Source organism: Pseudomonas sp. FP597 (assembly GCF_030687435.1).
GTDB lineage: Bacteria > Pseudomonadota > Gammaproteobacteria > Pseudomonadales > Pseudomonadaceae > Aquipseudomonas > Aquipseudomonas lactucae.
On sequence record NZ_CP117432.1, the window covers coordinates 5,968,640 to 5,989,704 of the forward strand.

At 62.0% G+C, this 21,065-nt stretch carries 19 protein-coding genes; 10 read left to right on the forward strand and 9 right to left on the reverse strand.

The features are described from left to right. The first annotated feature begins 242 nt into the window (after positions 1-242). Positions 243-2,420 (forward strand): malate synthase G, encoded by a 2,178-nt coding sequence (locus tag PSH66_RS27410; RefSeq protein ID WP_305427993.1) that lies wholly within the window; start codon positions 243-245, stop codon positions 2,418-2,420. A 163-nt stretch (positions 2,421-2,583) separates the two neighbouring features. On the opposite strand, the gene PSH66_RS27415 is transcribed toward PSH66_RS27410, so the two are convergent. Continuing rightward, the gene (locus PSH66_RS27415; RefSeq protein ID WP_078826344.1) at positions 2,584-3,030 is read right to left on the reverse strand and encodes a response regulator; all 447 of its coding nucleotides are present in this window, start codon (positions 3,028-3,030) and stop codon (positions 2,584-2,586) included. Positions 3,031-3,272: 242 nt separating this feature from the next. Between PSH66_RS27415 and PSH66_RS27420 the strand changes: the two genes are divergently transcribed. From PSH66_RS27420 to PSH66_RS27455, 8 genes are all read left to right on the forward strand, one after another. Continuing rightward, the gene (locus PSH66_RS27420) at positions 3,273-5,195 is read left to right on the forward strand and encodes a putative nucleotidyltransferase substrate binding domain-containing protein (protein WP_042945962.1); all 1,923 of its coding nucleotides are present in this window, start codon (positions 3,273-3,275) and stop codon (positions 5,193-5,195) included. Next, the gene (locus PSH66_RS27425) at positions 5,192-5,899 is read left to right on the forward strand and encodes a PolC-type DNA polymerase III (protein WP_003176526.1); all 708 of its coding nucleotides are present in this window, start codon (positions 5,192-5,194) and stop codon (positions 5,897-5,899) included. Before PSH66_RS27420 ends, PSH66_RS27425 begins: the two co-directional genes overlap by 4 nt. A gap of 100 nt (positions 5,900-5,999) precedes the next feature. Then, entirely contained in the window at positions 6,000-6,518 is a 519-nt protein-coding gene (locus PSH66_RS27430) for an RNA polymerase sigma factor (RefSeq protein ID WP_003176527.1), read from the forward strand. Next, entirely contained in the window at positions 6,515-7,483 is a 969-nt protein-coding gene (locus tag PSH66_RS27435) for a FecR family protein (protein WP_305427994.1), read from the forward strand. Before PSH66_RS27430 ends, PSH66_RS27435 begins: the two co-directional genes overlap by 4 nt. Positions 7,484-7,699: 216 nt before the next feature. Then, a complete protein-coding gene (locus tag PSH66_RS27440; protein WP_003176529.1) occupies positions 7,700-10,129 on the forward strand; it encodes a TonB-dependent siderophore receptor in 2,430 nt (809 codons plus the stop codon). A gap of 17 nt (positions 10,130-10,146) precedes the next feature. Next, positions 10,147-11,250 carry a PepSY domain-containing protein gene (locus PSH66_RS27445; RefSeq protein WP_305427995.1) on the forward strand — a complete coding sequence of 368 codons (1,104 nt, stop codon included), beginning with the start codon at positions 10,147-10,149 and terminating at the stop codon, positions 11,248-11,250. Beyond that, on the forward strand, positions 11,247-11,429 hold the full coding sequence (locus PSH66_RS27450; RefSeq protein ID WP_305427996.1) for a hypothetical protein: 183 nt from the start codon (positions 11,247-11,249) through the stop codon (positions 11,427-11,429). The genes PSH66_RS27445 and PSH66_RS27450 overlap by 4 nt, the downstream gene beginning before the upstream one ends. Before the next feature lie 176 nt (positions 11,430-11,605). Then, positions 11,606-12,235 carry a glutathione S-transferase N-terminal domain-containing protein gene (locus tag PSH66_RS27455; protein ID WP_305427997.1) on the forward strand — a complete coding sequence of 210 codons (630 nt, stop codon included), beginning with the start codon at positions 11,606-11,608 and terminating at the stop codon, positions 12,233-12,235. 174 nt (positions 12,236-12,409) lie between these two features. On the opposite strand, the gene creD is transcribed toward PSH66_RS27455, so the two are convergent. Genes creD through PSH66_RS27475 form a run of 4 tightly spaced genes read right to left on the reverse strand, consistent with a single transcriptional unit; the run spans position 12,410 to position 16,452 of the window. After that, on the reverse strand, positions 12,410-13,783 hold the full coding sequence (creD, locus tag PSH66_RS27460; protein WP_305427998.1) for a cell envelope integrity protein CreD: 1,374 nt from the start codon (positions 13,781-13,783) through the stop codon (positions 12,410-12,412). A gap of 51 nt (positions 13,784-13,834) precedes the next feature. Then, on the reverse strand, positions 13,835-15,274 hold the full coding sequence (gene creC / locus PSH66_RS27465; protein ID WP_141062945.1) for a two-component system sensor histidine kinase CreC: 1,440 nt from the start codon (positions 15,272-15,274) through the stop codon (positions 13,835-13,837). Further along, a complete protein-coding gene (gene creB, locus PSH66_RS27470) occupies positions 15,274-15,942 on the reverse strand; it encodes a two-component system response regulator CreB (RefSeq protein WP_305427999.1) in 669 nt (222 codons plus the stop codon). Before creB ends, creC begins: the two co-directional genes overlap by 1 nt. 9 nt (positions 15,943-15,951) lie before the next feature. Further along, positions 15,952-16,452: an ATP-dependent zinc protease gene (locus PSH66_RS27475; RefSeq protein ID WP_305428000.1), complete on the reverse strand. Its 501-nt coding sequence runs from the start codon at positions 16,450-16,452 to the stop codon at positions 15,952-15,954. Between the two features lie 140 nt (positions 16,453-16,592). On the opposite strand from PSH66_RS27475, the gene PSH66_RS27480 reads away from it, so the two are divergent. Further along, positions 16,593-17,501 (forward strand): acyltransferase, encoded by a 909-nt coding sequence (locus PSH66_RS27480; protein ID WP_305428001.1) that lies wholly within the window; start codon positions 16,593-16,595, stop codon positions 17,499-17,501. Between the two features lie 21 nt (positions 17,502-17,522). On the opposite strand, the gene PSH66_RS27485 is transcribed toward PSH66_RS27480, so the two are convergent. The 4 genes from PSH66_RS27485 to purU all read right to left on the reverse strand — a co-directional run bounded on the left by PSH66_RS27485 (position 17,523) and on the right by purU (position 21,055). After that, a complete protein-coding gene (locus PSH66_RS27485) occupies positions 17,523-17,876 on the reverse strand; it encodes a hypothetical protein (protein WP_141062942.1) in 354 nt (117 codons plus the stop codon). 159 nt (positions 17,877-18,035) lie between these two features. Next, complete coding sequence (locus PSH66_RS27490; protein ID WP_042945377.1) at positions 18,036-18,602, reverse strand: DUF2780 domain-containing protein; 567 nt, start codon at positions 18,600-18,602, stop codon at positions 18,036-18,038. A gap of 204 nt (positions 18,603-18,806) precedes the next feature. After that, positions 18,807-20,006 carry a formaldehyde dehydrogenase, glutathione-independent gene (gene fdhA / locus PSH66_RS27495; RefSeq protein ID WP_003176541.1) on the reverse strand — a complete coding sequence of 400 codons (1,200 nt, stop codon included), beginning with the start codon at positions 20,004-20,006 and terminating at the stop codon, positions 18,807-18,809. A gap of 191 nt (positions 20,007-20,197) precedes the next feature. Further along, on the reverse strand, positions 20,198-21,055 hold the full coding sequence (purU, locus tag PSH66_RS27500; RefSeq protein ID WP_003176542.1) for a formyltetrahydrofolate deformylase: 858 nt from the start codon (positions 21,053-21,055) through the stop codon (positions 20,198-20,200). Positions 21,056-21,065 lie beyond the last annotated feature (10 nt).

Sequence of the window (21,065 nt, forward strand, 5' to 3'; positions counted from 1 at the left end):
ACAAGGTGGACCCGAGGGCCCACGAACACAAATCGTGTACCATTTTTATATTTATCTGGAACAATCGAATAGTTTTTTGAGAACATCTGGTTCTCCGCTGTGACCGTACGACCAAAGTGGGTCGCTAAACGACGTATTTAGTCTAATTTTCACAACCGCAAGCCATCATGTAGTATGCCCAACCGAGCACTACATAATGAAAACCTGAAACAGCGCATAAGCTCCGCAGAGTGAGGCAAGAGATGACTGAACACGTTCAAGTCGGTGGCCTGCAGGTCGCCAAAGTCCTGTTCGACTTCGTGAACAACGAAGCCATTCCCGGTAGCGGCATCACTGCCGACCAATTCTGGGCCGGCGCCGACAAGGTCATCCATGACCTGGCCCCAAAGAACAAAGCCCTGCTCGCCAAACGCGACGATTTCCAGGCGCGGATCGATACCTGGCACCAGACCCACGCGGGCCAGGCCCATGACCCGGTGGCCTACAAGGCCTTCCTGCAAGACATCGGATACCTGCTGCCAGAAGCTGCGGATTTCCAGGCCTCGACCCAAAACGTCGACGACGAAATCGCGCGCATGGCCGGCCCGCAGCTGGTGGTACCGGTGATGAACGCCCGCTTCGCCCTCAACGCCTCCAATGCGCGGTGGGGCTCGCTGTATGACGCGCTGTATGGCACCGACGCCATCAGCGAAGCCGACGGCGCCGAGAAGGGCAAAGGTTATAACAAGGTGCGTGGCGACAAGGTTATCGCCTTCGCGCGCGCCTTCCTCGACGAAGCCGCACCGCTCAGCGCCGGCAGCCATGTCGACTCCACCGGCTACAAGATCGTCGACGGCACGCTGATCGTCAGCCTCAAGGGCGGCAGCAACAGCGGCCTGCGTGACGACGCTCAGTTGATCGGCTTCCAGGGCCCTGCTGCCGAGCCAATTGCGATCCTGTTCAAACACAACGGCCTGCACTTCGAACTCCAGATCGACGCCAGCACCCCGGTCGGCCAGACCGACGCCGCCGGCGTCAAAGACATATTGATGGAAGCCGCGCTCACCACCATCATGGACTGCGAAGACTCCGTGGCCGCCGTGGACGCCGACGACAAAGTGGTGATCTACCGCAACTGGCTCGGCCTGATGAAGGGCGACCTGGCCGAAGAAGTGGCCAAGGGCGGCAAGACGTTCACCCGCACCATGAACCCCGACCGTGTCTACACCGGTCTGGATGGCCAGGACGTGACGCTGCACGGCCGCTCGCTGTTGTTCGTGCGTAACGTCGGCCATTTGATGACCATCGACGCGATCCTCGATAAAGACGGCAACGAAGTCCCGGAAGGTATTCTCGACGGCCTGCTTACCAGCCTCGCGGCGATCCACAGCCTCAATGGCAACAGCAGCCGCAAGAACAGCCGCACCGGTTCGGTGTACATCGTCAAGCCGAAGATGCACGGCCCCGAAGAAGCCGCGTTCACCAACGAGCTGTTCGGGCGCATCGAAGACGTGCTGAACCTGCCGCGCAACACGCTCAAGGTCGGGATCATGGACGAGGAGCGCCGCACCACGGTCAACCTCAAAGCCTGCATCAAGGCGGCCAGCGAGCGCGTGGTGTTCATCAACACCGGTTTCCTCGACCGCACCGGCGACGAAATCCACACCTCCATGGAAGCCGGCGCGATGGTGCGCAAGGCCGCCATGAAGTCTGAGAAGTGGATCGGCGCCTACGAAAACTGGAACGTCGATATCGGCTTGAGCACCGGTCTGCAAGGCCGTGCACAGATTGGTAAAGGCATGTGGGCGATGCCCGACCTGATGGCGGCGATGCTCGAACAGAAAATCGCCCACCCGCTGGCCGGCGCCAACACCGCCTGGGTACCGTCACCGACTGCTGCCGCGCTGCACGCGCTGCACTACCACAAGGTCGACGTGTTCGCGCGCCAGGCCGAACTGGCCAAGCGCGAACGCGCCTCGGTGGATGACATCCTCACTATCCCCCTGGCCAGCAACACCGATTGGTCCGAGGAAGAGATCCGCAACGAGCTGGACAACAACGCCCAGGGCATCCTCGGTTATGTGGTGCGCTGGATCGACCAGGGTGTGGGTTGCTCGAAAGTGCCGGACATCAACGATGTCGGCCTGATGGAAGACCGCGCCACCCTGCGCATTTCCAGCCAGCACATCGCCAACTGGTTGCGCCACGGCATCGTCAACGAAGCCCAGGTGATGGAAAGCCTCAAGCGCATGGCGCCGGTGGTGGACCGTCAGAACGCCGGCGACGCGCTGTACCGCCCACTGGCACCGGATTTCGACAGCAACATCGCCTTCCAGGCCGCGGTGGAGCTGGTGATTGAAGGGACCAAACAGCCCAATGGCTATACCGAGCCGGTGTTGCACCGCAGGCGTCGGGAGTTCAAGGCTAAAAACGGCCTGTAAATGAAAAAAGCCCTGATCGTGAGATCAGGGCTTTTTCTTTGGGGGGCTGTGGTGGCTGGTCTGGCCCTATCGGGAGCAAGCCCCCTCCCACATTTGACCACGGCACAGTCCAAGTGTGGGAGGGGGCTTGCCCCCGATGAGGCCCTTACATTCACCGCAAAAATCAGGACACCATCCCCAACTCCCGCTTCACCAGCTTCGCCAACTTCACGCTATCAATCGGCTTGAGCAAAAAATCCACCACGCTCAGGTGCATCGCATCGATCACATCCGGCGCTTCCGCGTCCCCGGACATAATGATGATCGGCAACGCTGCGCGGGTGGATTCGCGGACCTGGCGGATCAACTCAAGGCCATTGCTCGGCCGCATGCGCAAGTCGGTGATCAGCAAACCGATGGAGCTGCTGGACTGCAACAATTCCCACGCCTTCTCCCCACTGTCAGCGGTCATGCAGCGAATACCGTCCAGCCCCAGGATCTCCGCCAGCAGCTCACGTGCGTCCTTGTCGTCATCGACAATCAACACACGTTGGGGCGGTAAATCAGGCTCCAGCATCACGGCGCTCAGCGCCTCGCGCTCGGCATCACTCAAAATATCGTGGTCGGACATACGGTTCTCAACAGTTCTTATCACTCCCAGCACTCGTCAGACATCTGCGGAAGGGTGTTCAATGTGCACTTCGTCGGAAAGTTTGCCTAGTGGGCGTTCTACGGGGTTTGGACGATAGCCTTGTAAGGTTTTTCCCTAGTTTTAGCGTTTTTTCATCGACCTAGACTTACGTCCAATGGGCACCCAGCGCCCGGGAGTCGACCATGCAGGACGATAACGACAAAAAAACTGCGGTCACTGTTATGAGTAAAGCTGATGCTTTCACGCAGGCGGGTAAAACCGCCGTGTTGCAGAACATTCACGGCACCCTGCAATTCCTGCAACGCTTCCCACCGTTCAACCAGATGGAACAGGCACACCTGGCGTTCCTGGTGGAGCAATGCCAGTTGCGCTTCTATGGCCCCGGCGAGAGCATTCTCAAACCGTCGGGCGGACCGGTGGAGCACTTCTATGTGGTCAAACAGGGTCGGGTGGTGGGCGAGCGACCGGATTCGGAACACGCCACCTTCGAGATCACCACGGGCGAGTGCTTTCCCCTCGCGGCGCTGCTCGGTGAGCGGGCCACGCGCACCGAGCACAAGGCCGCCGAAGACACCTTTTGCCTGCAACTGAACAAACCGGCTTTCATCAAGCTGTTCGCCCTCTCCAGCCCATTTCGCGACTTTGCCCTGCGGGGCGTCAGCAGCCTGCTGGATCAGGTCAACCAGCAGGTGCAGCAAAAAGCCGTGGAAACCCTCGGCACGCAGTATTCCTTGAACACCCGCCTGGGCGAATTGGCCATGCGCCATCCGGTCACGTGCAACCCGGACACACCGCTGCGTGAAGCGGTGACGCTGATGCACGAACAGCAGGTGGGCAGCATCGTGATCGTCGATGAGCACAAGGCGCCCCTGGGGATTTTCACCTTGCGCGACCTTCGCCAGGTGGTGGCCGACGGCACCAGCGATTTCAGCCAGCCCATCGACGCGCATATGACCCAGGCACCGTTCTTTTTGACCCCCGATCACAGCGCGTTCGATGCCGCCATCGCCATGACCGAGCGGCATATCGCCCATGTGTGCCTGGTCAGGGACCAGCGCCTGTGTGGCGTGGTGTCCGAGCGCGACTTGTTTTCCCTGCAACGCGTCGACCTGGTGCACCTGGCCCGCACTATCCGCAACGCGCCGCGGGTGGACAACCTGGTGGCGCTGCGTGGCGAGATCGGCCAGTTGGTGGAGCGAATGCTGGCCCACGGAGCATCGTCCACCCAGATTACCCACATCATTACCCTGCTCAACGACCACACCGTGTGCCGAGTGATCGAGCTGAGCATTGCCGAAAAAGGCGACCCAGGGGTGCCGTTCAGTTGGTTGTGTTTCGGCAGCGAAGGCCGTCGCGAGCAAACGCTGTACACCGACCAGGACAACGGCATTCTGTTCGAAGCCAAGGACGCGGTGGAAGCCGCCGAGATTCGCGGGCGCCTGCTGCCCCTGGCGCAGCAGATCAACCAGAGCCTGGCGCTGTGCGGGTTCAGCCTGTGCAAGGGCAACATCATGGCCGGCAACCCGGAACTATGCCTGTCGCGGGCTGAATGGGCGCGGCGCTTCGCGGCGTTTATCCGCGAAGCGACGCCGGAGAACCTGCTCGGCTCGAGCATTTATTTTGACCTGCGCGTGGTATGGGGCGACGAGCAGGGTTGCGAGCAATTGCGCCAAGGTATCTTGGACCAGGTCGCGGACAACCGGTTGTTCCAGCGCATGCTCGCTGAGAACGCCTTGCGCCAACGCCCACCGGTGGGGCGTTTTCGCGAATTCGTGCTGACTCGCAAAGGCAGCGAAAAAGCCACGCTGGACCTCAAGGTTCAGGGCCTCACTCCGTTCGTGGATGGCGCGCGCCTGCTGGCCCTGGCCAATGGCATCCATGCCAACAACACCCTGGAGCGCTTACGCCAGTTGGTAGTCAAGGAAGTCATCGAACCGCTGGACGGCGCCGCCTATGAAGAGGCGTATCACTTTATCCAGCAAACCCGCATGCAGCAGCACCAGTTGCAAACCCGCGAGAACCAGCCGTATTCCAACCGCGTCGACCCCGACAGCCTTAATCATCTGGACCGACGCATCCTGCGCGAATCCCTGCGCCAGGCCCAGCGCCTGCAAAGCAGCCTGACCCTGCGGTATCAACTGTGAGCCTGTTCGGTTGGTGGCGCGCCGCCAAACCGCGCCTGGACGCGGCGCAACAACGGCGCCTGGAACAACTGCCCAACCCTGCGGCACTGGGCGACAGCTCGCTGCGCACCCAACGCTGGGTGGTGGTGGACCTGGAAACCAGCGGTCTGAACCTCAACCGCGACCAGGTGCTGTCCATCGGCGCGGTGGTGATCGAGGACGGTGCGGTGGATTTTTCCCAGTTGTTCGAACGCACCTTGCAACGCACCGACACAAAACTCAGCCCCAGCGTGCTGATCCACGGCCTGGGCCCCAGCGCCATCGCCGCCGGCAGTGATCCGGTCGAGGCCTTGCTGGACTTTATGGAGTTCGTCGGCGACAGCCCACTGCTGGCCTTCCATGCACCGTTCGATCAGCACATGCTCGGTCGCGCACTCAAGGACAGCCTGGGTTATCGCCTGGCTCATCCGTTCCTGGATGTGGCCGACATCGCCCCGCTGCTATGCCCCGAGGCGCATATCCGCGAAGCCGGGCTGGACGATTGGATCAATCACTTCAAGCTGCAGGTGGGCGAACGCCATCACGCCAGCGCCGATGCCCTGGCCACGGCCGAGCTGATGCTCATCCTGTTCAGCCGCGCGCGCCAGCAGCACATCGACACACCGCACGCGCTGCAAACACGTTTGAGCCAATGGAAACGGCGTAAACAAGCGCCATCGTTTTAATCTCATCTCCCGACAGACGCCAATTGCGCCCTCCCCACGCCTCTGACACAATCGCGAATAATTCTCGTTAGTTTAAACCTCTTGTTTATTCGGTGATGCCTTGTCGTCGGTCCAGACCCCACACAGTGAGCTTGTTGGCGCGTTGTATCGCGACCATCGTGGCTGGCTGCTGGCCTGGCTGCGGCGCAATGTGGCCTGCCCAAGCCGCGCCGAGGACCTGAGCCAGGACACGTTCATGCGCCTGCTCGGCCGTGACGAGCTGCGCGCACCCCGCGAGCCAAGGGCGTTCCTGGTGGCAATCGCCAAAGGCCTGCTGTTCGACTATTTCCGTCGCGCGGCGCTGGAGCAGGCCTACCTCACCGAGTTGATGCTGATCCCGGAAAGCGAACATCCCTCGCCGGAAGCACAGCACCTGATCCTCGAAGACCTCAAGGCCATCGACCGCCTGCTCGGCAAGCTGTCGAGCAAGGCCCGCGCCGCCTTCCTGTATAGCCGTCTCGACGGCCTGGGCCACGCCGAAATCGCCCAACGACTGGGTGTATCGGTGCCCCGTGTGCGCCAGTACCTGGCCCAGGGCATTCGCCAGTGCTATATCGCGCTGTATGGCCAACCGGCGTGAGCGCCATCAGCGCCAAACCCGTGTCGGCCCGCGTGCTGGATGCCGCGATTGCCTGGCAGCTGTCCCTCGACTCGGGGGACGGCAGCGCGGTGGAGCGCGAAGAGTTCAGCAAATGGCTGGCCAGCGACGAAGAACACGCCCGTGCCTGGCGCCAGCTGGGCATGCTCGACCAGCGTTTCAGTGCCGCCTCGGGCCCGGCGCGGGCGGCGTTGTTGCAATCGGGTGAAGGCCTTCGCCAACGCGTGCGCAAGCTCGGCAGCGGGCTGGCGAGTATCGCGTTGGTGTGCGGTCTGGCCTTGTTTGCCGGCGAACGCTACGTGCCGATCCACTATTGGCTGGCCGACCAGCGCACCGCCACCGGCGAGCAGCGCACGCTGAACCTGGCTGATGGCACGCAGATCAACCTCAATACCCACAGCGCCATCGACGTGCGCTTCGATGAGAAACGCCGGCTGATCGTGTTGCAGGAAGGCGAGATCCTCGTCCAAACCGGCCACAACGATGCGCGCCCGTTTTACGTGCAGACCCGCGATGGCAGCCTGCGGCCGCTGGGCACGCGGTTTATCGTCAAGCGCGAAGACGACGCCACGCGCTTGAGCGTGCTGCAATCGGCGGTGGCGGCGCAGCCGCAAGCGCTGCATCAGGAACAGGTGTTCAAGGAAGGCCAACAGGTACTGATGCGCAGCGACGGCCTCGGCCCTGCGCTTGCGGTCCCCCCCGCCACCGACGCCTGGACCCGCGGCATGCTGGTGGTCGACAACGCCCGCCTAGGCGATGTGGTCGAGGAACTCAGCCGTTACCGCAGCGGTTACCTGGGGGTGGATAAAAGCGTGGCCGACCTGCGCATCACCGGCAGCTTCCCGCTGCACGACACCACCCTGGCCCTCAACGCCCTGCTGCCGACCCTACCGGTGCGGATCGAGCAGCACACGCCGTGGTGGGTGGTGGTTAAAGGTAAGCCTTAGGTTTTGCGGTGCCTGGGCTATCGCTATCGGGAGCAAGCCCCCTCCCACATGTGTTCCGCGGTCGTCATGACAACTCGGTCAACTGTGGGAGGGCGCTTGCTCCCGATGAGGCCCTCAAACACACCACAAAAAAAATAGTTCCCCCCCGCCCTATCACTTTCCAATTCTCGTTCGGCACCTAAGCAATTGAGAAATATTTCCATTCAGGAGCCGCCCATGTCCCGCACGCTAGATACCTTGTTGCGCCCCAGCCTGTTAGCCGTGGCCATCGCCCTCAGCGCCCCGCTGGCAAGCCCCGCGCTGTTCGCCGCCGAACAAGCCTCGACCGTGCGCGCCTACAACCTGCCGGCGGCGCCCCTGGCGTCCACGCTGAACCAGATCGCCAGCCAGGCCGGCCTGGCACTGACCCTCAACCCGGCGCTGGCGTCGGGCAAGACGTCGGCACCGGTCCAGGGCCAGTTCGATGCACAGGGCGCGCTGCGCGAGGCACTGCGTGGCACCGGGTTGCAGCTGGAACAGAGCAGCGCCGGGACGTTTACCCTGGTGGCGGTGCCGGAAGGTGCGCTGGCGTTGCCCACCACCAACATCACCAGCCAGGGCAGCGATGAAAGTGCCTGGGGCCCGGTCGAGGGCTACCTGGCCAAACGCACCGCCGCCGGCACCAAGACCGACACCGCGCTGGTCGAAGCGCCGCGCTCGATCTCCATCGCCACCCGCGAGCAGATGCAGGACCGCAACGTGCAGAACCTGGATGACGCGGTGAAATACATGCCCGGCATCGTCTCCGCCAGCTACGGCAGCGATACCCGTTATGACTGGATGCGCGTACGCGGCTTCGAACCCACTCAGTTCCTCGACGGCCTGCCACTGCCGCGCGGTGTGTACGCCAACCCGAAAGCCGAAACCTGGAACCTCGACCGCCTCGCCCTGCTGCGTGGCCCGGCCTCGTCGGTGTACGGCCAGACCCCGCCGGGCGGCCTGCTGGACATGGTCAGCCGCCGTCCCAGCGCCGAGCAGAGCAGTGCCATCCAGGTGCAATACGGCAGCGACAACTATCGCCAGATCAACTTTGCCAGCACCGGCAAGCTCGACGATGAGGGCCGGTTCCTCTATGGCCTCAGCGGCGTGGTGCGTGATGCCGGCACCCAGGTCGATCACATCGACAACAAGCGCTACAACATCGCGCCCAGCCTGACCTGGAATATCGACCCTGATACCCAGCTGACCTTCCTGTCGCAGTTCACCCGCGACGATACCGGCACCACCAGCCAGTTCCTGCCGATCCAGGGCACCAAGATCAAATCGCCATTGGGAGATATCTCCCATCACAAGAACCTGGGCGACCCGGACTACGAATATTACGACCGCACCTACTACGCGCTGGGCTATGCCTTCGAGCATCGCTTCAACGAGACGTGGCAGTTCAAGCAGAACCTGCGCTATACCAAGTCGGACCTGTCGTTCCAACAGTTGACCGTGGGTTCCTACGCGTTCTCCCCGGCGGACGCGGCGGGCAATATCAGCCGCTCGACCACCAACGTTGACGAAGACATCGGCCAGTTTGCGGTGGATAACCACTTCCAGGCTGACTTCGCGACCGGCGACATCCTGCACACGCTGCTGCTGGGCCTGGATCACCAGCGTACCGACACGTCCTATCGGGCGATATTCGGTACTGCATCGGGCATCAATATCTTCAACCCGATCAACACCCAGCCGACCCTGCGCCCGAGCAATGTCCGGCCTTTTTATGACTACAACCAGAAAACCGTGCAGACCGGCCTCTACGTACAGGACCAGATGGCCCTGGATAACTGGCGTTTGACGTTGGGCGGCCGGGAAGACTGGGTGCATCAGGGCACTACCTACTTCAACGACAGCGATGCGACCAACACTGACCGCATCAAACACTTCAGTGGCAACGCGGCGCTCAGCTATGTGTTCGACTCGGGCTTCGTGCCCTACTTGTCCTATGCCGAGTCGTTCCAACCGGCGAGCAATGCCGATACAAACGCGCTCACCACGTTTAAACCGACCGAAGGCAAGCAATGGGAAATGGGCGTCAAGTACCAGCCGCCCGGCTCCAATACGCTGCTGAGCGCGGCGGTCTACGACCTGACCCAGAAGAACGTGCAGGTGACCACCATCGGCCCAGGGGGCCAGCAAATCAACAGCCAGACCGGCGAAGTGAAAGTCAAAGGCCTGGAACTGGAAGCGGTGTCCGACGTGACCGACAACCTCAAGGTCATCGCCGCGTACACCCTGGCCAAGTCCGAGGTGCAAAAAGGCATCAACCAAGGCAACCGCCTGCAACTGATGCCCAACCAACAAGCCTCGCTGTGGACCGACTACACCTGGCACAGCGGCATCCTCGACGGCTTCGGCATCGGCTTCGGCGCCCGCTACACCGGCAATACCTACGGCGACCAGGCCAACACCTGGCTGGGCAAGGCCAATGCCTACACGGTGTTCGATGGCGCAGTGCATTACGACCTCGGCCGCCTCGACAACAGCCTGAAGGGCGCGTCGGTGAAAGTGAACGCCACCAACCTGTTCAACAAGGACTACCTGTCCACCTGCGATGGCAACTACTGCTACTTCGGCGACCAACGCAGCGTCGTCGCCAGCGCCACCTACCAGTGGTAAATGGCCAAGGCTAGAACATGAAAAGCAAAACCATCCGCCGCTGGTCCTTTGTCCATACCTGGACCAGCCTGGTCTGCACGGTGTTCCTGCTGTTGCTCGCCCTCACCGGCCTACCGCTGGTGTTTCACCACGAGATCGACCACCTGCTGGGCAACGAGCCGAAACTGGCGCAGATGCCCAACGACACGCCGACGCTCAACCTTGAGCAACTGGTTGACAAGGCCCAGGCCCATCGCCCCGGCGAAGCCTTGCAGTACCTGGCCTGGGATGAGGACGACAAGCACGGCGTGATCGCGATCATGGCCGCCACCGCCGGTACCGAGCCGAATGCGTCCCACACCTTCATGCTCGATGCACGCACCGGTGAGTCGGTGGAAATGCCGTCGGCCAACGGCGGCTTCACCCTTTTCCTGCTGCGCCTGCACGTGGACATGTTTGCCGGGCTGCCGGGCAAGTTGCTGTTGGCGTTCATGGGCATTCTGTTCGTGGTCGCGATCATCTCCGGCACGGTGCTGTACCTGCCGTTCATGCGCCGGTTGAAGTTCGCCACTGTGCGCCAGGACAAGTCCACCCGCCTGCGCTGGCTCGACCTGCATAACCTGATCGGCGTGGTCACGCTGACCTGGGCGTTGGTGGTCGGCGTGACCGGCGTGATCAGCGCCTGCGCCGACCTGATCATCGCCGCCTGGCGCCAGGACAGCCTCAGCGCCATGATCGAGCCCTACGCACACGCCCCGCCGCTGACCCAACGCGCACCGGCCAGCGACTTGCTGAGCATCGCTGCCAAGGCCGCGCCCGGCATGCAGCCGGACTTCATTGCCTTCCCCGGCACGCGCTTTTCCAGCGAGCATCACTATGCGGTGTTCATGAAAGGCAGCACCCACCTGACGTCGCACTTGCTCACCCCGGTGCTGATCGACGCCAGCACCCTGGCCGTCACCGCCATCGCCGAACGGCCGTGGTACATGGACGCCATGGGCCTGTCCCAGCCGCTGCACTTTGGCGATTACGGCGGCATGCCGATGAAGATCCTCTGGGCGGTGCTGGATGTGCTGACCATCATCGTGCTCGGCAGTGGCGTTTACCTGTGGATCGTGCGGCGCAAGGCGGGCAAGGCATGAAGCCGCGCCAGTCGAGTTTCTGGAGGGTGTTTGGCATCCCGCTGGGGATTGGCGTGCTGAGTGCCGCCGGGTTGTTTGCGGCGTTGCTGGGGGATGGGCTGTGGGATTCGTTGAGCTGGATGGGGTTGGGCGTGCCTGCTGCCATTGGTACGTGGGCGTTGTTCAAGCGGCGCGCTTGAGGGCGCTATCGGGAGCAAGCCCCCTCCCACAGTTGACCGCATTCAGTCAGGTAACACGCGGTCAGTGTGGGAGGGGGCTTGCTCCCGATGAGGCCCTCAAAAACAACCTCAATACCCCCTCGCCAGCCACCCGGCAACCCTCTAGGCTAGCCACAGCCCACTTTTGAGAAATGCCCATGTCCGCGCCCAGCATGACCCTGCTCCACAACCCCGCGTCACCGTTCGTTCGCAAAGTCCGCGTGCTGCTGCTCGAAACCGGCCAGCAGGACCGCGTGGCCCTGCACGCCTGCATGCCGACCCCGGTGACGCCGGACGCCCAGGTGGTGCAAGGCAACCCCGTGGGCAAGATCCCCGCCCTGCGCCTGGCCGACGGCACGGTGCTGCATGACAGCCGGGTGATCCTCGATTACTTCGACCACCAGCACGTCGGCAACCCGCTGATCCCCCGCGACGGCTCGGCGCGCTGGCGGCGCCTGACCCTGGCCTCGATGGCCGACGGCATCATGGACGCCGCCGTGCTGGTGCGTTACGAAACCGCCCTGCGCCCGGTGGAGAAACACTGGGGTCAGTGGCTCGACGAGCAGCGCAACAAGATCAACCGCGCCCTCGCCGAGCTGGAACAGGACGCCATCGCCGAACTGACCAGCCACTTCGACATCGCCGCCATCAGCGTGGCGTGTGCCTTGGGCTACCTGGACTTCCGTCATCCGGAGATGCACTGGCGGTTGGCCAACCCACAGCTTGCCGCCTGGTACGCCGAGGTCAGCCAGCGGCCTTCGATGCAGCAGACCCAGCCGCCGATCTGACATTCACCCGACTCCCCTGTGGGAGGGGGCTTGCCCGCGATTGCGGCGTATCATTCACCACAGCTGTGTCTGACCCACCGCTATCGCGGGCAAGCCCCCTCCCACCGTAGAACGCGGTGTGATTGAGAAAATTGACCATCCTCGCCTTCATCTGCTGATCCTCACGCAACCCAATCATTGCACCGCCTCCAGATCGAACACCAACGGCTCAGCTACCTTGCGCTTGCCCACGCCATACCAGTCCAGTTTGCGCGTCAGCACCATCACCGTGCCCAGCAGGCCGAACAGCAGCAGCGAGCCCATCAGCAACGCGTAGTCCTCGGCGCTCAATAGCCCGTACAACAAGCCATACAACGCCGCCAACCCCGCCGAGAAACCCAGGCCGTGGGCCACGCTGCGCAGCACATGGCACACGTAGAAACCAATCAGCAACACACAGGCACTCGCCGAGATCAGGTATGCCAAGGCAAACCCCAGGTGCTCGGACAACGACAACAGCAACAGGTAGAAAAACGCCAGGGCCACCCCCACCAGTGCATATTGAATCGGGTGCACCGCCAGGCTCTTGAGCACCTCGAACAGGAAGAAACCGGCAAAGGTCAGGGCGATAAACAGCAGCGCGTATTTGATCGCGCGGTCGCTCTTGAGGTACTGGTCCACCGGGTCGATGAAGTTCACGCCAAAGCTGCGGTTGTTGAAGTCATCACAGCCTTGCGCGTCCAGGCAGGTCTGCAGGGCTTGTTCGAGGTTGGTGGAGAAGAACGAGGTCTGCCAGCTGGCCGTAAACCCCTTGTCGGTGATCTCACGTTGCGTCGGCAGGAAGTTGCCGATAAAGCTGGGGTGCGGCCAGTTGGAGGCCAGTGACACCTGGCTGGTCTTGCCCACCGGCACCACTTGCAGTTGCTCGGTCCCTTGCAGGCGCAGGTCGAAGGCGAAGTCCACCACGGCCGGTTTTTTGCTGTCCTGCTCGGGCAGCGCCACGTGCACGCCCTCGCCCAGCCAATCCACTTGAGAGCCCGGCGAGAACTCCAGCCGCTGGCTGCCCAGCTCGAGTTTCAGTGAGTTTTCAATGCCGCGAATATCGCTGATGCCCACCGCCAGAAAGGCCGGCTCAAAACGGTAGTCGGCAAAGTCTTCGGTGATCCCCAACTGCGCCGGCAGTTCGAAACGCCCCGTGATGCGGTTATCGGCATGAAACAACCGCGCCTGGTAAATGCCCCGTGCACGCAGTTCGGTCTGCACCTTGCCGTCGAGTTCAAAACGGTCCGGCAGGAAGTACAGGCGACCGCGTTCTTCACGCGTGACCTCGTAGCGCTTGTTGAGCTTTTCATTGAGCTTCCACTCACGCACGGTCTTGCGATACGGCACCACCATCACCGGCCCGGTCAGGCGCTGGGCGAAACTTGCGCTGCGGGCGATGTCCATCAGTACGCCGTCGCGCAGTTGCTGACGGTCGCTGATGATGCCGTTGATCATCAGCAACGGAATCAGCAACAGCAAAATCAGCAGCGCAATCGCGCCAAGTTTGAAAAGCAGGCTGCGGTTCATGGGTCTCTCCCTGTTTTGATGGACAGAGAGTGAGGCGGGCATGTGGGCGTTTTATGTGGGCAATGTGGAGACTGTGTGGAGATGCAGCACCACCTGCACGCCACCCGGCACGTTGCCGATCTGCAACGCGCCACCGTGCAGCTTCATCACTTCCTCGACAAAGTTGAGGCCCAGGCCCGTGCTTTTGCGCCCGCTGGCCGGGCGTGGCAACGAATAAAAGCGTTCACTCAGACGCGGCAAGGCGTAGTCGGGAATCGGCGCCGCCTGGTTGAACAGGCTCACCTGCACATCGTTGTGCAGCGTCTGTGCACTGAACTTCAACAGCCCGCCGGGGGGTGTGAAGTCCAAGGCGTTGTCCAGCAGATTACCCAAGGCCTGACGCAGCAGGAAGGGTTCGCCGAACACCTTCACATCCGCAGCAATCGCCTGCTCCACACGCAGGCCGGCGCCTTCGATGCGTGCGCATTGGGCGTTGAGCACTTCATCGACCAATGCGCCCAGCGCGAGACTCGTCTGTTCTTCCAGCCCCTGGCGTTGTTCCACCTGCGCCAGGTTCAACAGGCGCTCGATCAACTGCTGCAGGCGCGCACTCTCACTGTCGATATTGCCGACAAAGCGCTGCTGCTGTTCGCGGGTCATATCGCCCTGCAACAGCTCCGCCGCGCCACGGATCGCCGCCAATGGGCTTTTCAATTCGTGGGTCAGGGTGTGCACGTAATGTTCGACGTAGGCCTTGCCCTCCAGCTGCGTGCGCATGTGCTCCACCGCTGTGGATAACTGCTTCAACTCACCGCCACGGTAATGCGGCAACTCGGCACGCCGGCCTTCGCTGACCGCTTCGGCGTAGGCTGTCAGGCGTCTCAAGGCCACGCTCAACCACCACGACAGCAACGCGCCCAGCAGCAAGCCGAGGATCACCAACCCGGCGCCGTACCACAGCAGGCGCCGCTCGGTGCGGTCGACGTAAGGCTGCAACGAGCTGTTCGGCTTGGCCACGGTGACCACGCCGATGATCTGGCCGTTGTCGCGAATCGGCGCGCCCACGTGCATCACCGACGAGGTGGCATCCTCCGCGTTGCTGCGGGTCGAGCGCGCACCGTATTCGCCGCGCAGGGTCAGGTACACGTCGTTCCATTTGGAGTAGTCCTGGCCCACCGCTTCGCCGCTGGAATCGAGCAGCACCGTGCCCTTGGCGTCGGTCACGTAGATACGGTGGTTGACCTGGTTTTTCGGCAGGCCCCAGATGGTCGCGCCCGGCTGGCGATTGCCGTAGGCCTTGAGCAACTGCGGCCAGTGGCTTTGGCCGAGGGTGCGGTTTTTTACGTCATCGCGCAGGATTTCGGCCAGCAGGTTGGCGGTGTCCACCAGGGTTTCTTCGGTGGACTGGCGCACGCCGGGGCGGATTTCCTTCATCACCGTGCTGAGCACAAAGTAACCGGTCAGGCCGATAAACAGCGCATACACCAGGAAAATTCGCAGCCCCAGGCGCATCAGCTGTTGCTCGGGCTGTAGCTGTAGCCCAGGCCGCGATGGGTCTGGATCGGTTCGGCCTGCGCCGCCACGCTACGTAACTTGCTGCGCAGGCTTTTGATATGGCTGTCGATATTGCGCTCGTAGCCGGCATCGGCCGGCACGCCCACCGCGTCCAGCAGTTGTTCGCGGCTGAACACACGCTCGGGTTGTTCCAGCAGGCTTTGCAGCAGGCGGAATTCATGGCGCGTGAGGCTCAAGGGCTGGCCGCGATAGCTGATCTGCATGCGCTCCAGGTCCACCTGGAACAGCGCCGGCGCCATACCAGGGCCAACCCGCTTGAGGATCGCCCGCACCCGCGCCGCCACTTCCCGCGGGCTGAACGGCTTGATCACATAGTCGTCGGCGCCGATCTCCAGCCCCACCACGCGGTCGATCTCAGCGTCCCGCGCACTGAGGAACATCACCGGCACATCACTGAAGCGGCGCAATTGCTTGCAGGTTTCAAAGCCGCTGATGTCCGGCAGGCCGATGTCGAGGATGACCAGGTCGGCCGGGGTCTGGCGCTGATGTTCCAGCGCCGCCTGGCCGAGCGTCAGCCAGGTGGTGGTGAAACCCTCGCCTTGCAGGGCGAACAGCAGCGTGTCGGCTATCGCCGCTTCGTCTTCGACAATCAGGATGTGGGGCATGGGGGTCCGTCAGCAGTCCGGTTTGTCGGCAGTGTAGCGACGCGCCGGGTTCACCGCTGCGCCAAATTCACGCAGGGCCTTGGCGCCGATCAGCAGCGGGTAGTTGAAGCTGCTGCGGTCGGTGAGGTTGACCTCGACGGTGCGCTTGACGTCGCCCAGGCACATTTCCAGGTCGATCACCGGGCGCTTGGTCACAGAGGCTTCGTCTTTTTCGTCGTCTTCGTCGGCGCGGCTCTTGATCTTGCTGATGCGCGACACCTTGTGTTCGTAGACCTTGTTGGAAGCGTCCTTGCCGCCGAGGCGGAAGCGCACCCAGTCGTCGCCGTCACGGGTGAAGGTCTCGATGTCGCGGGCCGACAGCGAAGCGGTCAGCGCGCCGGTGTCCATCTTGGCCTTGAAGGTTTCGCCGATTTCCGGCAGTTGGATGTATTCGTAGCGACCGTAGAGGGTCGGTTCGGCGGCCATGACGGGCAAGGCGGCAAGGGCGAGCGAGGCAAATAGCAGTTTCACGAAGTGATTTCCTCGGAAAGAAGTAGGCGGATTCTAGACCGCAAAGGCAGCACTTAGTTAGATCGTTCGGCGTTTTGCGATTTGGCCTCTGGACTCCGCTCTCTTATCATGACCCGCCCACACCCTTCCAAGAGTTCCTTATGCGCCGCCTGCTCACCGGCTGTCTGGTTACCCTGCTGCTGTTGCTCAATACGCTGGTCCTGATCGGCCCCCTGATGGTGTTCGCCCTGCTCAAGCTGGTGGCGCCGGGTCGTTCTCGCGACTACATGTCATGGGCGGTGATGTGGATCGCCGAAACCTGGGCCGAGATCGACAAACTGATCTTCGCCCTGTGCATCCCCACCCGGTGGGATATTCGCGGCGGCGAAGACCTGCGCGGCGACACGAGTTACCTGGTGATCAGCAATCACCAGTCGTGGGTGGATATCCCGGCGCTGATCCAGGCGCTGAACCGACGCACGCCCTTCTTCAAATTCTTCCTGAAAAAAGAGCTGATCTGGGTGCCCTTCCTGGGGCTGGCCTGGTGGGCGCTGGATTACCCGTTCATGAAGCGCTACACCAAGGCGTTCCTGGCCAAGCACCCGGAGCTGGCGGGCCAGGATTTGAAGATCACCCAACAAGCCTGCGAGCTGTTCAAGCGCCAGCCGGCCACGGTGGTCAATTACCTGGAAGGCACACGGTTCAGCGAGGCCAAGCGCAAACAGCAGGATTCACCGTTCACACGATTGCTCAAGCCCAAGGCTGGCGGCGTAGCGTTCGTGCTGGCGGCAATGGGTGAACAGCTGGACGCGATCCTCGACGTCACCGTGGTTTATCCGCAGCAGAAAATTCCGGGGTTCTGGGACTTGATCAGCGGCGCGGTGCCGAAGGTGATCATCGATATCCGCACCCGCGAGCTGGACCCGGCGTTATGGCAAGGGGATTACGAAAATGATCCGGCGTTTCGCCAGACCGTCCAGAACTGGGTGAACCAGCTCTGGAAGGAGAAAGATGCGCGCATCGAGCAACTGCTTGACCTCGATTCCCCGGCAGAAGATTGCCGGGGATGACGAGGCTATTTGATGAGTAACTTAGGCCAACAGGCTATTAAGCCGAACAGGAGCGGTCGGTGCCAGCAGACGATGCTCGTTGCGCAGCGCTGTGTGCGAGCCGTTATCCGGCCGAATTGGAGCACCCAGCATCGGTGTGAAGTGCTTGGAGCGCATCTGATTCAGTGACTGATCTTGCGATAGCGGTGTTAGAACGCGACGCATCCGGGCAAAGTCCTCAGAGTGCATCTGTTTCGGTGACTGATCTTCCGGACGCATAGGAAGAGCAAGCTCTGGAAGCCAATTCTTGGACTCCAATGCAATTTCCTTTCCCAAGGTAGCCGGACCGTGCGGGTTCGCATAAATGGAGAAACCAGAATTACCGAGAATGTTCATATAAGCGCTTCCGTTTATTAAGTAAGGAATACCCCCGACGCTGTCGGTCAGGGCCTTCCACTTTGTGGCGAACGCGAACAGATGATTCCCGCAAAGATGCTACCGCTGTTTACGACCCAACCAGTTCGGCCTCATAGCCGGAGCCGGGCATTTAAAAAATCAGGCGCCCCAAATACCGCCCAGACTCTGCAACAGCGATCCCCCCACGCCCTGCTCGCCCAGGTACTTGAGAATCACCGGGGCAAACTGGCTGATCATGCCGCTGTCCATGCCCAGGGCGCTGAATGCGGTGTTCAGATCGTTGGTGTTCTTCACGTTACCCAGCAAGCCATCCAGACCGCTGGTCTTGCTGCCGCCGGTCTGGCCAAGTAAGCCACTCAAGGCGCCGAGGCTGCCCAGGGCGTTGTCGCCGGACAGCTTGTCCAACCCCGGCACGCTCTTGGCCAGCTGCGAATAGTCGTTACCGCCCAGTTGGTTCTTGGCCAGCCCCAGCATGGCACCGGTACCGCCGATGGCTTGTTCGGGCGTGACATTCAGTTGCGAGGTCAGTGCGGTCAGCAGGTCGGCCGTCTCGGACGACGGTGCGGCGGCAGCGGCCTTGTTATTACCCCCTTGCATGCCGGAAATGGCATTGGCCGCATCGCCAAGGCTGAACCCTGCGGCAAACACCGGAGTGGCAGCCAGGCTCATCAGGCAGGAAAGGGCGAAACCGCGAGAAATCTTCATGGGGACAACCTCTGGGTATAGGGCGAAAGCAGGCGTTGGACTGGATAGCCGGCACATTGTTCCGGGCCTCTCCAAACACTACAAAACCTATGTGGGAGGGGGTTTGCTCAGGGCGGACAGATGCAGCTATCGTGCTTGCAGGCTTAAACACCCGACGCAAAAAGGGCGACCCGCAGGCCGCCCCTTTCATTGACACCCAGCGCGTTACGCCGCGCTGAACAGTTTGTGCGGATCAATCACAAACTTCTTCGGCACACCCGCATCGAACTCGCCATACCCACGCGGCGCGTCATCCAGGCTGATCACCTGCACACCGACGATTTCGGCAATGTTGATACGGTCCCACATGATCGCCTGCATCAGTTGGCGGTTGTACTTCATCACTGGCGTCTGCCCGGTGTGGAAGCTGTGGGATTTAGCCCAACCCAAGCCAAAGCGGATGCTCAGGCTGCCCATTTTGGCGGCGGCGTCGACGGCACCTGGATCTTCGGTGACGTACAGGCCGGGGATACCGATCTTGCCCGCCACGCGCACCACGCCCATCAGCGAGTTGAGCACGGTGGCCGGGGCTTCGGCCTTGACGCCGTCGTGACCGTGGCCGCGTGCTTCAAAGCCTACGCAGTCGACGGCGCAGTCCACTTCCGGCTCGCCGAGCAATGCGGCGATCTGTTCGTGCAGCGGGGTGTCGGTGGACAGGTCGGCAATTTCGAAACCCTGGGCCTTGGCGTGGGCCAGGCGGATCGGGTTGACGTCGCCGATGATCACCACCGCCGCGCCGAGCAGGCGCGCGGATGCGGCAGCGGCCAGGCCGACCGGGCCGGCGCCGGCGATGTACACGGTGCTGCCTGGACCGACGCCGGCCGTCACGGCGCCGTGGTAGCCGGTGGGGAGAATGTCGGAGAGGCAGGTCAGGTCACGGATTTTTTCCATGGCCTTGTCGCGGTCCGGCAGCTTGAGCAGGTTGAAGTCGGCATACGGCACCAGCACGTATTCGGCCTGGCCGCCGGTCCAGTCGCCCATGTCGACATAGCCGTAGGCACCACCGGCACGGGCCGGGTTGACGGTGAGGCATACGCCGGTGTGTTGCTCTTTGCACGAACGGCAGCGGCCGCACGCCACGTTGAACGGTACCGAAACCAGGTCGCCGATTTTCAGGTTTTCGACGTCGCTGCCCTTCTCGATCACTTCACCGGTGATCTCGTGACCGAGCACCAGGCCGGTCTGGGCAGTGGTACGGCCGCGCACCATGTGTTGGTCGGAGCCGCAGATGTTGGTGGAGACCACGCGCAGGATGACGCCGTGCTCGATCTTCCTGCCACGGGGGTCCTGCATTTTGGGATAGTCGATTTTCTGTACTTCGACCTTGCCGTTGCCGAGATACACGACACCACGATTACCAGACATGCTTTCACCTCGCTGTTGTTTTTATGGAACTGCGTTGCCCCCTTTGGGTGGGCAGCGCATTTAAGTGCTCGGGTACAGATGCTGTTTTCTGTGTTGATTGTGAGGGCCTCATCGGGAGCAAGCCCCCTCCCACATTTTGACTGTGTGAACCCAATCAACTGTGGGAGGGGACTTGCTCCCGATGGCGTCAGTCAGAGCACCACCGTCCTGTTGGCATTCAAAAACACCCGCCGCTCAATGTGATACCCCACCGCCCGCGCCAAGGTCAGCCCTTCAATATCGCGCCCCTTGGCAATCAGATCCTCGGGATAGTGGCTGTGATCCACCACTTCCACGCCCTGGGCGATGATCGGGCCTTCGTCCAGATCGTTGTTGATGTAATGCGCCGTGGCGCCCACCAGTTTCACGCCCTTGTTGTACGCCTGGTGATACGGCTTGGCGCCCTTGAACCCCGGCAGCAACGAGTGATGGATGTTGATGGCCTTGCCGTCGAGCTTGCGGCACAACTCAGGCGACAGCACTTGCATGTAGCGCGCAAGGATCACCAGTTCAGCGCCGGTGTCTTCCACCACTTGCCACACTTGACGCTCCTGGGACGGCTTGTCGTTGGGGTCCAGCGGGAAATGGTAGTAGGGAATCTGGTGCCAGTCGGCCAACGGCTTCAGATCGGGGTGGTTGGACACCACCGCGACCACGTCCATCGACAGCTGGCCGATGCGCTGGCGGTACAGCAGGTCGTTGAGGCAGTGATCAGCCTTGGAGACCATGATCACCACTTTTGGCCGGTAGTTCGGCGCCGTCAGCTCGAAGATCATGCCAAAGGCTTCACCGCGCGCGGCCAGGCCAGCGCGGAATGCCTGCTCGTCGAAGCCGTCGGGCTGACGAAACTCCACGCGAATGAAAAACCGGCCCGAGAGGCGGTCATCGAACGAGTGGTGTTCGGTGACGTAGCAACCCTGCTCGAACAGGTAGCGGGTAACCGCGTCCACCGTGCCGAGCACGCTGGGGCAGTCGGCGGTCAAAATCCATGTATCGGGTGCGCGGCTCATCGGCGATTCC

Bases quoted from the DNA above. Each gene is read 5' to 3' on its own strand.
- PSH66_RS27410 (WP_305427993.1), top strand. From the start codon at position 243: ATGACTGAACACGTTCAAGTCGGTGGCCTGCAGGTCGCCAAAGTCCTG.
- PSH66_RS27415 (WP_078826344.1), bottom strand. From the start codon at position 3,030: ATGTCCGACCACGATATTTTGAGTGATGCCGAGCGCGAGGCGCTGAGC.
- PSH66_RS27420 (WP_042945962.1), top strand. From the start codon at position 3,273: ATGAGTAAAGCTGATGCTTTCACGCAGGCGGGTAAAACCGCCGTGTTG.
- PSH66_RS27440 (WP_003176529.1), top strand. From the start codon at position 7,700: ATGTCCCGCACGCTAGATACCTTGTTGCGCCCCAGCCTGTTAGCCGTG.
- PSH66_RS27445 (WP_305427995.1), top strand. From the start codon at position 10,147: ATGAAAAGCAAAACCATCCGCCGCTGGTCCTTTGTCCATACCTGGACC.
- PSH66_RS27450 (WP_305427996.1), top strand. From the start codon at position 11,247: ATGAAGCCGCGCCAGTCGAGTTTCTGGAGGGTGTTTGGCATCCCGCTG.
- PSH66_RS27455 (WP_305427997.1), top strand. From the start codon at position 11,606: ATGTCCGCGCCCAGCATGACCCTGCTCCACAACCCCGCGTCACCGTTC.
- creD (WP_305427998.1), bottom strand. From the start codon at position 13,783: ATGAACCGCAGCCTGCTTTTCAAACTTGGCGCGATTGCGCTGCTGATT.
- creC (WP_141062945.1), bottom strand. From the start codon at position 15,274: ATGCGCCTGGGGCTGCGAATTTTCCTGGTGTATGCGCTGTTTATCGGC.
- creB (WP_305427999.1), bottom strand. From the start codon at position 15,942: ATGCCCCACATCCTGATTGTCGAAGACGAAGCGGCGATAGCCGACACG.
- PSH66_RS27480 (WP_305428001.1), top strand. From the start codon at position 16,593: ATGCGCCGCCTGCTCACCGGCTGTCTGGTTACCCTGCTGCTGTTGCTC.
- PSH66_RS27485 (WP_141062942.1), bottom strand. From the start codon at position 17,876: ATGAACATTCTCGGTAATTCTGGTTTCTCCATTTATGCGAACCCGCAC.
- PSH66_RS27490 (WP_042945377.1), bottom strand. From the start codon at position 18,602: ATGAAGATTTCTCGCGGTTTCGCCCTTTCCTGCCTGATGAGCCTGGCT.
- fdhA (WP_003176541.1), bottom strand. From the start codon at position 20,006: ATGTCTGGTAATCGTGGTGTCGTGTATCTCGGCAACGGCAAGGTCGAA.
- purU (WP_003176542.1), bottom strand. From the start codon at position 21,055: ATGAGCCGCGCACCCGATACATGGATTTTGACCGCCGACTGCCCCAGC.